Below are 14,561 nucleotides of genomic sequence, written 5' to 3' on the forward strand. Positions count from 1 at the left end.
CCCGGTATCGCTCTATTGTGAGCGCTAACATCACTTGCCGCAGTGCACCATCCCGCGCGGAGGTGAGGAGACTGCGACCACAGTCATTGATGGGAGCCGATGTTACACCAGGGTTTCGGCCGGTTCAACGACCGATCTTCTCCGACTCGACCGGTGGCGGGGAAGGTGACCTCCCGGTGGTGGTGGAGGTGTCGAGGTGGTGTGGGGGTGTCGGGGAAGGGGCTTGACCGATGTCGATGTGAACGATCACAGTGGAAGGGAGTGCCCCCTACCACCACCGGGAGACGACATGACAGTCGTACGCGCACCGGGGGTCACGGCCCGACTCAGGCGCGGCGTCGCCTGGCTCGTGAGCCTGATCCTGATCGTGACCCTGCTGCCCGGCAGCCCGGCGCGGGCGGACAACCCGATCGTCCAGCACGTCTACACAGCCGATCCGGCACCGCTGGTGCACGACGGCCGGGTCTACCTCTACACCGGACGTGACGAGGACGGCTCCACCTACTTCACCATGCGGGAGTGGCGGGTCTTCTCCTCCACGGACATGGTCAACTGGACCGACCACGGGGTTCCGATGAACCTCGCCACCTTCGCCTGGGCCGACGCCAACGCCTGGGCCGGACACGTCGTCCCCCGAAACGGGAAGTTCTACTGGTACGTCCCCGTCCGCCAACGCGGCGGCGGCATGGTCATCGGTGTCGCCGTCGCCGACAGCCCCACCGGCCCCTTCCGTGACGCCCTCGGGCGACCCCTGGTCGGCAACGGTGAGATCGACCCGCACGCCTTCGTCGACGACGACGGGCAGGCGTACCTCTACTGGGGAAACCCGAACCTCTGGTACGTCCGACTGAACCCCGACATGATCTCGTTCTCGGGGAGCCCCACCCAGATCCCGCTGACCACCGCCGGGTTCGGCACCCGTACCGGCAACCCGAGCCGGCCCACCCTCTACGAGGAGGGGCCCTGGGTCTACAAGCGCAACGGCACCTACTACAACGTCTTCGCCGCCGAGTGCTGCTCCGAGTTCATCGGCTACTCCACCGCCCCGGGGCCGACCGGACCCTGGACCTACCGGGGCACCGTCATGCCCCGCCAGGGGGCCAGCTTCACCAACCACCCCGGGATCATCGACTACCAGGGCGGATCGTACTTTTTCTACCACAACGGAGCCCTTCCCGGTGGCAGCGGCTACACCCGCTCGGTGGCCGTGGAGAAGTTCACCTACAACAGCAACGGCACCATCCCCCAGATGAACATGACCACCCAGGGGGCACCGCAGGTCGGCACCCTCGACCCGTACGTCCGCCAGGAGGCCGAGACCATCGCCTGGGGGCAGGGGATCGAGACCGAACCCGCGAGCGAGGGCGGCATGGCCGTGGCGTTCATCGGCAACGGCGACTACATCAAGGTCAAGGGGGTGGCCTTCGGCACCGGGGCCGGCTCCTTCACCGCCCGGACCGCCTCCGCCGCCTCCGGCGGCGCCATCGAGCTGCGCCTGGACAGCCCCACCGGCCCCCTGGTCGGCACCTGCCGGGTCGCCGGGACCGGTGGCTGGCAGAACTGGACCACCACCTCCTGCGGGGTCGCCGGGGCCACCGGCACCCGTGACCTCTACCTGCGTTTCACCGGAGGCAGCGGGAACCTGTTCAACCTGAACTGGTGGCAGTTCACCGGCGGCACCAACCCGGCACCCACCTCCTACCGGGTCACCAACCGCAACAGCGGTCAGGTGCTCGACGTGCAGTCACCCAACACCCAGGACCTGGCGGTCATCGGGCAGTGGACCGCCAACGGCAACCCCTGGCAGCAGTGGCGGTTCACCGACGCCGGCAACGGCGACGTCACCCTGCAGAGCGTGCACAGCGGCAAGTGCGCCGACGTCCTGAACTTCTCCACCGCCGACGGGGCCCAGGTCGTGCAGTACACCTGCCACGGAGGCGCCAACCAGGTCTTCACCTGGCGGGCGGTCGGCAACGGCTACCACAACCTGGTCAACCTCAACAGCAACAAGTGCCTGAACGTGGTCGGCGGGTCGACCGCCGCCGGTGCCGCCCTGGAGCAGCGGACCTGCGGCTCCGCGACGAGCATGCAGTGGTCCCGGGCCTGAGGCCCGGACGGCGAGCGGCCGGGGGCGGGCACACCCACCCCCGGCCGCTGGTCCGGGAATCGTCAGTTCGTCGGGAAGTCGTCCGGCGTACGGATCCGGTCACGGATCCAGACCCCGGCCGGCTTGAGGACCCCGGTCCCGGCGTACGTGCTGCCGCCGCAGGTGCCGGTGTTGAAGACGGCACCACTGCGGAAGTCGTCGGACCAGTTCCAGTTGACCCAACTGATCTTCTTCGTCGCCATCAGGTCCAGGTACTGCTGGGCGCGGGTGAAGTCGTTCGCCCCGTCCCCGGAGGAGGTCTGGGTGCCGAACTCGGTGACGAAGATCGGTAGCCGGTCGGCCGCGCGGGAGAGCGCGTTCAGGTACGTGGTCCCGTGCGAGGCGGCGTAGAAGTGGAAGGTGTACATGATGTTCGTCGCGTTGACCGGGTTGTTGACGATCTCGGTCTCCGAGGAGCCCTCGGAGAGGCCGAGGGAGGACCAGGCCCGGGTCCCGACCAGCACCACGCCGTCCGGGTCCTGCGCCCGGATCACCGGGATGATCTGCTCGGCGTAGCTCTTGATCGACGACCAGCTCACCCCGTTGGGCTCGTTGGCGACCTCGTACAGGATGTTGGTCTTGTCCTTGTGCCGCTGGGCGATCTCGGTGAAGAAGGTACGCGCCCGCGCCAGGTTGTGGTTCGGGTCGCCGGGAGTGAGCATGTGCCAGTCGACGATGGCGTACATCCCCCGGGCGGTGGCCCGTTCGATGTAGTCGTGCACCCGGTCGGTGAACAGGCGCGGGTTGGTCTCGTACCCGTCCTCCTGGATGTACATCGAGATCCGCAGGACGTCGGCGCGCCAGTCGGTGGCGAGGGCGTCGAGCGAGGCGTCGTTGACGCACTGCGAGTACCACTGGATGCCGTGGGTGCTCATGCCCCGCAGCTGGATGGGGCGGCCGTACCTGTTGCAGAGCTGGTTGCCGCAGACCCGCAGTTGACCGTTGACGGCGGCGGGGGTGCCGCCGACGCCGGTGCCGGGGGCGGTGGTGACGGTCAGCGGAGCGGTCTGGGCCGAGGCGTTGCCGGCCGCGTCACGGGCGCGCACCGTGAAACCGTAGCCGGTCGCCGGGCTCAGGCCGCCGACGGTGGCGGTGGTGCCGGTGACCGTGGTGGCGAGGGTGCCGCCCCGGTACACGTCGTAACCGGTGACGCCGACGTTGTCGGTGGAGGCGTTCCAGGCCAACGACACGCTCGACGAGGTCGTGGCGGTGGCCCGCAGGTTGCCCGGCACGCTCGGTGCCCGGGAGTCCGTACCGCCGGCGCAGGACCCACCGTTGACGGTGCAGTTGGTGGGCGTCCCGTTGCCGTTGACGATGAACCCGAAGGCGGTGGAGGCACCGGCGGTCAGCGTCGCGTTCCAGGACCGGTTGGTGAAGGTGTGCCGGTTGCCGTTGCTGGTCAGCAGCGCCTCCCAGTGGCTGCCGATGGTCGAACCGGCGGGCAGGTCGAACTCGACCCGCCAGGAGGTGATCGTGGTCGGGGTGTCGTTGCGGACGGTGAAGCGGGCCTCGTAGCCCCCGCTCCACTCCTGGACCTTGACGAAGGCGGCGGTCGCGGCGTGGGCACCGGGTGCCGTCACCAGGGTGCCGACGAGGGCGAGCACGGCGGCGACGAGCCCGGCCGCTGTCGTACGCAGTCTGGACATTCCACTTCCTCTGCTGTGGTGGGGCAGCTGCAGACACGCGTGGCACCAGAACGTTAAGGAAGATTTACAGTTCGGTCAACCCGCAGGTGGCACCCGGCAATCCGGTGACGCCGATGGATGTCCGGGTGGGGGTCCTCACGGGTGACGCTCGACGGTGACCTCCGGGGCTTCGGCGATGAGACGGGCGGCGAGCCGCGCCGACGCGCCCTGACCGGCAGCCGTCGCACCGATCCGGTCCCCGGCCAGCGCCGTCACGTCCACCACCCGGTTGCCGGTGCGCCACGGGAGGGCCGCCTCGCCCAGTCCGAAGTGCAGGGTGTGCTCGGGCTGGCCGATGGTCACCGAGGCGAGGTCGCCGGAGAACACACACAGCATCATGTCCGCCGAGAGCAGGTCGGTCCGGATCGGATCCAACGTCGCGTCGGACCCGTCCCGGGCGGTGATCCGCAGGTCCGGCCATCCGGCGACGACGTGGGAGCGCAGCAGGAAGCCACTCGCACCGGGGCCGTCGGCGGGGGCCAGCACCTGGCGGGTCCACGGGGCGAGGCCACCGACGGCGATCAGGTCCGCGGCGAGGTGGACGTCCGACCGCCGGTCCGCCGGGGTGACCCGTCCGATGCTCGCCGCCCCGTCGAGCAGGGCGGCGAGCCAGCCCTCGTACAGCGAGAAGAACCGCAGCGACTCCACCGGGATCATGGTCTCCTCGGGCACCAGGTGGTTGAACGGCACCCCCTTGAGCAACGCCAGGTCGTCGAGGAACCCGGTGACGACGGAGGGCAGGTCGGGCAGCGTGTCCACGCCGCTCTTGCGCCGCTGCGCCCGCAGCCGCTTCCACCGGTACAGCGCCGCCGCGTACGGCTTGCTCCGCAGCCCGAGGAGCCGACCGAGCTGCCAGGCGGCACCGAAGGTGGGGTCGGCGAGAGCGGTGGCGGGCAGTGTCGGCCGGTCGGTGCGGGCCTGCGCGACGAGCGGACTGCGGTAACCGGCCGGTACGACCGGCGCGGGCACCGGGGCGCTGCCGTCGGCCAGCCGCCCCAGCAGGGCGGCCAGGTCCGTACCGTCGCTGGTCGAGGTGAACCGCCAACTCGCGACGGTGACCACGTCGACGGTGCCGGTGTCCACCGGTCCGGCGGACCCGTACCGGTGGCGGACGGAGACGAGATGCGCCACGTGGGTGGCACCCTCGCGGGGCAACCGGTTGCCGATCACCACGGCGCGTTCGGTGCCGTCGACGTCCCGCCGGACGTGGGTGAGCAGGGCGAGGTCCCGTCGGGCGGTGTCCTGGGCGGGCAGCAGCCCGACCGGTACGGAGATGACGGTGGCCTTCTCGCCGTCGACGTCCGCCAGGTGGGGGGTGGGCAGGTCGGTCTCGTCGAACAGCAGCAGGGCCAGCCACGGCAGGTCGTCCCGGTCGGGGTCGGCGTTCTCCTGCCAGGGCAGGGTGCTGTGGTTGAGGATGACGTGCGGCAGGTCGGCGGAGTAGTCACCGGTACCGCCGTCCGGGGGGTACACCGCGTAGATCTCGTCGGTACCGAAGGTGGGTCGTACGCCGGTGACGGTGAACTCGCCGACGCCGGTGAACCGCTGCGGCGTGATCTTCCGGTGCGCGGCCGGCACCGAGGTCGGCTCGTCGGTGGTGACGTCCTGGGTGACTGACACCCGGTACCTGCCACCGGGAACCGCCGGCAGGTGGTACTGGAACAGTCGCAGGTTCCCGACGGTGGCCTCGTCGGTGCCGTGGATCGGGTCGAGGCGGGGGCGGATCTCGAATCCCACCAGGGCGTCCGGTACGAGCGTCGGCCCGTCGACGGAGCCTGCGGGGACCGCCCACAGGGCTGCCGGCACGTCGGCCAGGACCGGGGTGAGGGTGAAATGCCGCTCCATCGACTCGGTGCCCCGGGTGACCGTGACGGTCGTCGTGCTGTTCAGGTGGGTGCCGGGTCGTCCGGGGGCGGCCAACCCCATCGGGCCGACGGTGATCGGGGCGTGGGCACCGGTCAGGGGGGTGGTCCCCACCGTCGCGGCGGTGCTCGGCACGACGGTCCCGGTCCGGATCACCAGGCGTTGCGGGTCGACCAGGCCCAGGTCGGTCGCGACGGCGGTGGTCTTGCGCAGCAGCCCGCCGCTGACGGCCACCGAGCACAGCTCGCCGGTCGGCAGGAACGACTGGCGGAACGCCTGCCAGTCCAGGGGCGCCGGCTGTGGGTTGGCCCCGGCGCCGAAGGTGATGTCGAAGGAGACGACAGCGAGCTTGATGTGGGCGGTACCGCTGAAGTCCGGCCCCCAGATGTGCAGGTCGGCACCGATGTCGGCGGTGATGTGGTGGGTGCCGAACAGGTGGAACGTGTAGGAGACGGCGAAGTCGACGTAGGCGCGGGCGTCGTAGTGGTACGGCTTCCAGGCGATCAGACAGTCGATGCCGGCGGTGAAGCTGGCGCGGAGGTTGTCGCTCTGCCAGACGACAGCGAGGTGCCCACCGGCCATCAGGGCACCCGGGGTCAGCGCGTAGTAGCCGTCGCCCTTCACCCCCAGGTGCGGGTCGACCTGCCAGTTGAATCCGAGCCGGGGCACCTGCGGGTAGTGGGCCGGTGGGTGGTACTGAGGGTGGTAGCCGCCTGCGGTGAGCACGAAGTCGCCGGCGTGGTCCCCCGCGAACCAGGTGCTGAACGCGAAGCCACCGGTGAGGTGGCAGTCGGGGGAGAAGACGTACGACGTCGAGGTGAGTTGGGCGCGGACGCTGAGGGTGCCCTCGCTGGGTACGAAGCTGGCGCGGAGGGCGAGTTGGATCTGGGCCAGCGGGGCGACCGCCGGTCCGCTGGGCTCCGGTCGGGGGGTGACGAGGGTGGACAGGCCCAGCAGGTCGAGTTCGAACCGGTCGCCGAAGCTCGCGACGAGGAGGGCGAACGAGTCGATCATCTGGAAGGAGCTGAACCGGATCCCGGCGGTGAGGAAGACACTGCCGGCGGTCGGCGGGATCCAGGTCCGCAGGCCGTCCAGGGTGGTCCGGATGAGTTCGCGCGGGTCGGCGGCCCCGGTGACCGGTGCGGGGCTGGTGGCGGCGGCGATCAGCGGGAACTCGGCGACCCGTTCGATCGGCGGTACGACCAGGCCGCGGTTGTACCCGAACCCGGCGGCCAGGCCGGTGACCGTGAGGAACGGCGGCCCGCCGAGGACCTTGTCGAGTACGGCGTAGACGAACATCGACGGCTCACCGTCGAGGTTCACGTACCCGCCGAGGGCGGCGAGGTTCAGGGTGGCGGTGCGGATCAGGGCCGCCCCGTCGTACTCGTCGTAGGGCGGGCCGTCGGTCGGGGTGACGGTGGTGCGCAGCAGGGCACCGCCGATCTCCACCGGTCCGTTGCGGTAGTCGACGCCGAGTCCGCTCAGGTCGAAGACGGGGTCGAAGTGGTCGATCGGGGAGCCGAGGCTCAGTCCGTCGAGCGAGAGGGTCAACCCGGCGGCGGTGAGCGCCGCGTCGAGCAGGAACCGGACGGCCCCGTCGGTGTAGCTGAACCCCACCCGCCCGAGGTGCACCGGACCGAACGAGCGCTGCACGTCCAGCCACGTCGTACTCGCTGGTGCGGCTGCGGTGGTCGGTGCGGCGACCGTACCGCCGGTGGTGGTGGGTGGGTCGGTGGCCACCGGCAGGGACACGGTCCGGGCGTCACCGGTGCCCAGTGACAGACGCGCGGCGACTGTGACACCGGTGTCGACGCCGTCCGGTCCGACCGGCAGGGCCGGTACGACGGCGGGCAGCAGCGCGTCGACGGCGGTGGTCTCGGCGCTGGTGAAGGCGCGGCTGGCGGCGACGATCCGCAGACTGTCCACCCCGACGGAGTGGTCGGCCGGGAACCGGGAACCGACCAGCGGCAGGCTGGTCAGGCCCACGTCGACCCCGAGGTCCAGGCCGAGCAGGACCCCGTTGCCGGTGTCGGTGTGGCTGACGGCGAGCAGCACGTCCCGCAGGTCGATGGTGAGCCCCGGTGGTACGGCGTGGGACAGCGGGGTCGACACGGCGGCGACCAGGTCGCGGACCACCAGGGGAGTCGCGGGGCCGGTGTGGGCGTAGGTGGCCACCAGCACCGTCGAGGCCTGGTCCTGGACGAACCGGACGTCGAAGACGAGGCCGGCGACGGTCATCTCCCCGCTGAAGGACTTGCGCCAGGTGGTGCCGGAGCGTTCCATCCGGATGGTGACGTCGAGGTCGACGGTGCGGTCCTCGACGGGGAACCGGGCGGCGCAGGTGAGGGCGAACGTGCCGGTGGCGGTGTCGAACCAGATGTCGACCCGGGTCAGCGCGAGGCCCGCGAGCGCGGCCGGGAGGGTCGCGTCGACCTGGTACTTCTCGACCAGGTGGTCGTGGATCGCCGTGACGGTGAGGGCGTGTCCGGGAACGCTGTTGCAGGTGAACTGCCAGCCCCCGCTGTCGGGGTGGGCGGCGACGGCGTGGAAGTCGGCGTCGAACAGGCTGAACCAGCCCTCGATCTCGCCGGTGACCCCGTCGGCGTCCTTGGTGATCTCGAATGCGAACTCCCGGAACCCGAGGGCCAGCGGGCCGACGTCGAGTGACCAGTCCCCGACGATCCGGGCGGCGAGGTCGTAGCGGCCCGCACCCGGCACCGCGGAGACCTGGAGCTGGGTGACGTCGATCGCGGGGAAGGCGTCGGCGCCTGGGAAGTAGCGGCCGACCAGGTCCTTGAGGTGCAGGCTGTGACCGGGTGCCAGCCCACCGTGCAGGGTCAGGGTGGGCAGGGCCAACACGACGGCGAAGGCGGTGCCGTCGACGGTGATCCGAGTGGCGACGGCGACCCGGCGGATGGTGCGGGCGGTCAGGTCGACGCCGATCCGCACCCCGTCGAGGGTGAGCGCCGTCAACCCGAGTCGGCTGAGCCCCTGCTGGAGTTCACTGCCGAGCGCGTCCCCGCCGACGAGCCCGGCGAGCGCGGTGAGGCCGGGCAGGATGTTGCCGTCGGCGGGGACGACCTCCACCTCCCAGGAGGTCGGTGACTGCAGGGCCAGCCGGACCCGGAAGTCGTGACCGTCCAGCCGCAGCGTGGCGCGCAGGGCGCCACCGAGGTGCTCCCGGTACCCGCCGTCGCGGTAACCGGTCTGACTGGTGAGGTCGACGCCGAGCCCGGTGAGGTCGGCCAGGCCGTCGACGATCGACCACCGGGCAGCCCCGTCCACTGTCGAACCGATGGTCAGCTCGGTGAGAGTGGACCGTTCGTACCCGAACGACGCCCGCAGCTCCGACAGCGGTACGGCGTCGAAGACGGCGGTACCGACGGGAAGGAACGGGCCGAGCCGGTTGCCGCTGACGTAGTCGGCCAGCTCCACCAGCGACACGGTGGCGGGCAGGCCGGGGGAGCGGGCGACACTGATCCGGTTGGTGGTCGCGTCCAGGTCGCCGGCGACCTCGACGGTCGCCGTGCCGACGGTGAGCGTGCCGGCGACGTGCAGCTGTGCGACAGGGTCCGCCGGGCGGGTGACGGTGATCGACACGGTGGAGAGTTGCAGCGTACGGCCGGAATTGCCGACCGGCCAGGTGTCGGTGACGGTGGCGGCGACGACGAGGCTGTCCCCGGTCAGGTCGATCTGCGGGTCGGCGAGCGGTATCCGTTGCTGCGGCAGGGTGGTGAGGAACGCCGCCAGGGTCGGTACGCCGCAGTTGTCGGCGGTCAGGTCGAGGACGCCGTCCGTGGTGGCCGACTCGTACCTCGCCTGGAGGTCGTGCAACGTCGTCATCGGATTCCTTCAGTCGGCGTGCGGAACGATCTGGGCCCCGTTGACGCTGGCGTACGACAGGGTGAACAGTGTGTTGCTCGGGTGGAGGGTGGCGGTGTTCCGTGCGGCGGCGGCGTGGGCGGCCGCGTTCGCTGCACCGACTCCGCCCGCGACCAGCGCCCCGCGGACGGCGAGTTCGACCTCGACGGGTACACCCAGGTAGTACGCGGCGCTGGCCACCGCGCCTGCCTGGGCGGCCTGGGCGATGGTGAGCTGCGCCGGGAGCACCACGTGTCGGGCGGCACTGACGACGATCCGGACCGCCTGTTCGGCCCGGGCGTCAGCGACGGTCACCATGATCGCCGCGGTGATCGCGGCGGCCTGGGCCGGTGTCGCCCCCTGTCCGACGGTGTACAGGGCGGTTGCGGCGGCGTAGGCGGCGTCGTCGCGTAGTCCGGTCTCGGCGAAGACCGAGGCGGCTGCCGCTCCGGCGGCGGCAGCCGCACCGGCAGTGGCACCGGCTCCGGTGGCGTCGGCGACCACAGCGGCGGCCAGCCCGGCGGCCGGGGCGGTCACCGCGGCGGTGATCGCGGCGGCGGCACCGGCGCCGAAGCCGGCGATCCGGGTGCCGAACACGTTGATCGCCGCGGTGACCGCCGCCGCGCCGCCACCGCCGGCGGCGGCGTTCACCGCGGCGTTCGCGATCCCGACGCGGGGCACTCCGCCGAGTGCGTCGTCGCCCATCGACGCGGCGCCGGCCAGCGCGTGACGGGCCAGCAGTGCGGGTAACCCGAGGAGGGCGGCGACGGCGCGGGGACCACCGTACGTCGCGGACGCGTCGGCGACGGCGTCCAGGACCGCGGCGGCGGGTGCCGCCAGGCCGAGTCCGGCGATGACGTGGCCCAGTGCGGCCCGGGTGCCCCGGTAGGTCTGGCCGAGCGGTGAGAGCAGCGACTCGGCCTCGGTGACGGTGAGCCGGATGTCGCCCGGTGTGGCCGCCGCCGGGACGCCTGCGGTCTGCGAGGCGTCACCACCGAGGGCGAGCAGGTTGACCGGGTCCTGGTATCCCGTCAGGTAGTGCGGGACGGCCCGGGCCGGAGGCGGCGGTGGGGTGGGTGGGTGCCGGTTACGGGACTGGGCGTCGGCCAGCGGGGGAATCTCCTGGTAGCCGTCCAGGACGTTGATGGTCCGCTGCGCCGGGTGCTTGAACTTGTTGCCCCGACCGGTGGAGATGAACGCGGCACCGGGGCGCAGCCGGGTGATGAAGGTGCGCGACGACGCGGTCTGGGCGCCGTGGTGGCTGGCCTTCATGGCGTGTACCCGGTCGGCCATGGTGTCGGTCTGGTTCAACCGGAACACCGCACCCGGCACGGGGGCACCCGGGGCGACGGCGTTGAGGTTGACCCATCCGTCCTCCTGCGGCTCTTCGAGGTCGCCGGCCACGTAGTACTTGAAGTTGTTGAACTCCAGGACGAACCCCAGGCTCTTGGCGTTGTCGTTGGCGTTCTCCGTGTCGGCGACGTCACCCTGGGCCATGCCCCGGCTCGGGGAGGCGTTGGAGCAGTACGCCGCGCCGCCGCCGTTCTGCAACACCCACTTGTTGACGGCGATGCAGCGCAGGACCGGCCGGTTGGGGGCGTAGGCCGCTGCCGCCTGGACGGTCCACGGGTTGCCGCCCTGACCGTCCTCCCCGTTGCCCCAGAGCACGTCCTTGTCGAGGAGCCAGTGGGGGACCTGGTAGTTGCGCGGGCCGCCGCCGTCGATGGTGCGGGTCAGGATCCCGGGTGCCACCGCTGCACCGGTGGCCGCGTTCCAGGAGACGATGTCGAAGCTGTTGACTCGGCCCGTGGCGTGTCGGAAGGTGGCGGGCATCGTGGAGATGGCCTGCCGGTACTTGGCGTACTCGCTCGGCACGTACTGGCGCTTGTTGTACTGGTCGACCTTCTCCCGCTCGTCGCGGTCGGCGGGCAGCCGTCCCATGTCGTAGAGGATGGCGTGCTGGTACCGGGCGGGGGTGCCTGCCGTGCCCCGCAACAGCTTGCTGATGCCGTAGAAGTGGTCCTCGTCGAAGTGGGTGACGATGATGACGTCGACCTGGTTGACCCCGATCCCGGCGAGGTACCCGTCGACGATGGGTGCCGCGTTGCCCTTGCCGCCGTCGATCAGGACGGTACGGCGGATCGCCGGGTTCCCCGGGCCGCCGGGGTGCTGGGCGTCGATGACAGTCGCGTCTCCGATGGATCCGATGTCGATGTGGTGGATCGTCACTGTCCAGGTCATTGTCGGCTACCGTCCTATTCCCAGGCGAACCAGTCGAGCCGGACGTTCTGGTCCCAGCGCGCACGGTGCGAGTCGACGCGCAGGATGTTGACCTTGGCGTAGCCGCTGTCGACGTACTTGACGGTGGCCGTGAAGGTGTCGGCGTAGTAGCCCTCGTTGCGGACGGTGACCATCACCATCGGGGTCCGGGAGAACCGCTCCGGGAAGGTGATCTGCACTTCCTTGACGCCGCCGCCGTGCGACCCGGCCTCGAAGTGCCCCGCCTGGATCCGGCCGAACCGGGTGCCGCTGTTCACCGTCAACCCGAGGACCTTCGCGGGGCCGTTGACGAACAGCCGGTGCCCCTGAGGGTCCGTGGAGCCGACGGCGACGTTGCCGCCGCTGTCGTTGATGTAGACGTTGGAGTTGGTCCTGCCGCCCCGCAGGTACGTGTGCTCGTCGGTGTCGTAGTTGAAGTGCGAGATCCGCTGGCTGCCCCGGATCTGCAGGGTGCCGCCGGGGGCACTGCCCCGGGCGATGTCCAGGGTGCCCGTGGGGTCGGCCAACCCCAGGCCGACCCGGTTGCTGATCGGGTTGATCAGCAGGGGACGGTTGCCGTGCGACTGGATCCAGCTGTAGTCGGTGTGGTAACCCAACCGCAGGTGTGACTCGGTCGTCGGGCCGATGACCAGCGCGTTGCCGTTGCCGTTCTGCGGGGTGTGCACGATGTGCAGGCGCCCACCGGGCTCGACGGTGTTGATCCCGACGTTGCCCGAGGACATCAGGGCGATGTGGTCGTCGGGGTCGTTGGAGGTGCCGATCTCCAGCGTGGTCCGCTCCCCGGAGCGGGGGTAGTAGCGGATCCAGGCCGCGTCCGAGCCCCCGCCGCCGGGATCCTTCGGGAACAGGATGCCGGCCTGCTCGCCGGTACCCGCGCTGGGCATGATGGCGCCTCCGCCGACGTGCAGCTTCGCCTGAGGTGCGGAGACGCCGATGCCGACCCGGGCGTCGACGGTGCCGCCCGGCAGGGTGACGTCCCGGTACACCAGCGGGGCCTTCTCGATCACCACAGCGAGGTGCCCGTCCCAGTACCCCGGCATGTTCTCGTAGTGCAGCAGGAGGCGGGCGTGTCCCGACGGTGGGCGGCCGATCAGCCCGGCGAGGGTGACCAGGATGCTCTCCCCGGCACCGAGGGCCACCTGCGTCGGGGTGGTCAGCCGCCACTGCAGGGTCTGGCCCTGCTCGGTCGGGACCGTGGCGACCCACTTGTCGGCGCTCACCGTGACGCTCTTGAGCTGCGCGGTGGTCCCCATCGCCCAGTCCGCCGGCTGGTTGTCGAAGGACAGCAGCAGCGCCGAGGGGGCGTCGCCGCCGCTCGGGGCCAGCGGGATCGGCTGCTTCGACACGTTGGTCAGACGCAGCCGCAGGGTGGCGGAGCTGACACCGTCGCTGAGGATGGTGTTGAAGCCGACGAACCCGACCTGGAGGGGGATGTGCTGCTGGCCCCGCCGGTTGACCAGGCTGAGATGCTGCACCCGCCGACCGGTCAACAGGGTCACGTCGTCGACGTAGGTGAGTCGGTCGTAGCGCAGCTGGACCCGGGTACCCCGGGTGCCTCCCCGGCCGTCCGCGCCGATGTTGCGCAGGGTGAACCGCAGCGGCGTGCCCGGCGCGACGGTCGTCCCCTCGGGGCCGACCAGGGCGACCGTGGTCCCGCCGTCGGCACCGGTGCCGACGCTGGACTTCCACCCCGTCGGGCCGGTGACGGTGAGCGGGTCGGTGGGGTCGAGCGCCAGGACCCCCGGGCGGAAACCCAGCTCCAGGTGGGCGGCGCCGGTGGGAGCCGACGAGAGTCGGACGGCCTGGCTGGCGGTGTTCGTCACCTCCAGCTGCATCGTGGTGCCGGTCGGGTCGTCGACGATGGCCAGGACCGGTTGGGCGTCGCTGTCGTGCAGGCTGAACGCGAGCGGGTGGCTGCGCCGGAACGCGGCCATCGCGCTGCGGTCGTCGTCCATCACCTGACCGACGTCGGCGGCGCTGAGTGCGCGCGCGTACACCCGGAACCCGGCCATCCGGCCGTCGAAGCCCAGCTCGCTTCCCTCGGCGCGGGCCAGGTCGCCGCGGTAGGAGGTGAAGTTGAACGTCGCGGCGAGCGCAGCGCCCGTCGGTTCGCCGTCGACGTAGCAGGTGAGTGACGTCCCGTCGTGCACCGTCGCCAGGTGGATCCACCGGCCCAGCGGCAGTTTGGGGGTGGCCGCCGCGCCGCTCCAGACCCCGAGCTGGGTGTTCCCGCCCGGGTTGAGCAGCCAGTGGTGTGCGCCGACGCCAGACTGGCCCAGGTTGACCAGCCAGGCCCGTCGGGCCGGGTAGCTGTCGACCCGGACCCAGCCGGTGACACTGTGGGGCGGGTTGGGGCCTGCGGCGGACGGGATCAGGTCGGCGATCCGGATGTAGTCGGTGCCGCCGAAGCGCAGGCAGCTGCCGAACTGGTCGTCGGGGACGACAGTCGGGGTGCCGGTGACGACGCCGTGCCGGGCGTGCGTGGAGCTGTCCGCCGCCGCCCCGTCGAGCAGCGCGTCGAGGCGCAGGTGGGCCAGCAGGTCTTGGTCGAACCCGGTCACTGGGCTGCCTCCGTCGTGTCCTTGGGGGCCTGGAGTTGGGTGGTCGCCTGCCGTTGCACCTTGTCGATGAGCAGGTGGACCCGCACGTACGGCAGCTGCCCCAGTGCGTCAAGCACCACGTTCGTCTCCTCGACGGTGAGGTCGAGTCGAATGTCTCGTTGCACG

General features: G+C 71.0%; 6 protein-coding genes. 1 reads left to right on the plus strand and 5 read right to left on the minus strand.

The features are described 5' to 3' along the window. The first annotated feature begins 289 nt into the window (after positions 1-289). The gene (locus tag WHN02_RS16360; protein WP_434739610.1) at positions 290-2,107 is read left to right on the plus strand and encodes a family 43 glycosylhydrolase; all 1,818 of its coding nucleotides are present in this window, start codon (positions 290-292) and stop codon (positions 2,105-2,107) included. A 62-nt stretch (positions 2,108-2,169) separates the two neighbouring features. On the opposite strand, the gene WHN02_RS16365 is transcribed toward WHN02_RS16360, so the two are convergent. The 5 genes from WHN02_RS16365 to WHN02_RS16385 all read right to left on the minus strand — a co-directional run bounded on the left by WHN02_RS16365 (position 2,170) and on the right by WHN02_RS16385 (position 14,560). After that, positions 2,170-3,792: a cellulase family glycosylhydrolase gene (locus tag WHN02_RS16365; protein WP_434739611.1), complete on the minus strand. Its 1,623-nt coding sequence runs from the start codon at positions 3,790-3,792 to the stop codon at positions 2,170-2,172. Positions 3,793-3,927: 135 nt separating this feature from the next. Beyond that, complete coding sequence (locus tag WHN02_RS16370) at positions 3,928-9,537, minus strand: DUF6603 domain-containing protein (RefSeq protein WP_434739612.1); 5,610 nt, start codon at positions 9,535-9,537, stop codon at positions 3,928-3,930. Between the two features lie 9 nt (positions 9,538-9,546). Further along, complete coding sequence (locus WHN02_RS16375; RefSeq protein WP_434739613.1) at positions 9,547-11,796, minus strand: ComEC/Rec2 family competence protein; 2,250 nt, start codon at positions 11,794-11,796, stop codon at positions 9,547-9,549. A 14-nt stretch (positions 11,797-11,810) separates the two neighbouring features. After that, positions 11,811-14,396 (minus strand): LamG domain-containing protein, encoded by a 2,586-nt coding sequence (locus tag WHN02_RS16380; RefSeq protein WP_434739614.1) that lies wholly within the window; start codon positions 14,394-14,396, stop codon positions 11,811-11,813. After that, a complete protein-coding gene (locus WHN02_RS16385) occupies positions 14,393-14,560 on the minus strand; it encodes a hypothetical protein (RefSeq protein ID WP_350899846.1) in 168 nt (55 codons plus the stop codon). Before WHN02_RS16385 ends, WHN02_RS16380 begins: the two co-directional genes overlap by 4 nt. Position 14,561: the final 1 nt, after the last annotated feature.

Origin of the sequence: Micromonospora sp. SH-82 (genome assembly GCF_051132485.1) — a bacterium.
Classification (GTDB): Bacteria; Actinomycetota; Actinomycetes; order Mycobacteriales; family Micromonosporaceae; genus Micromonospora.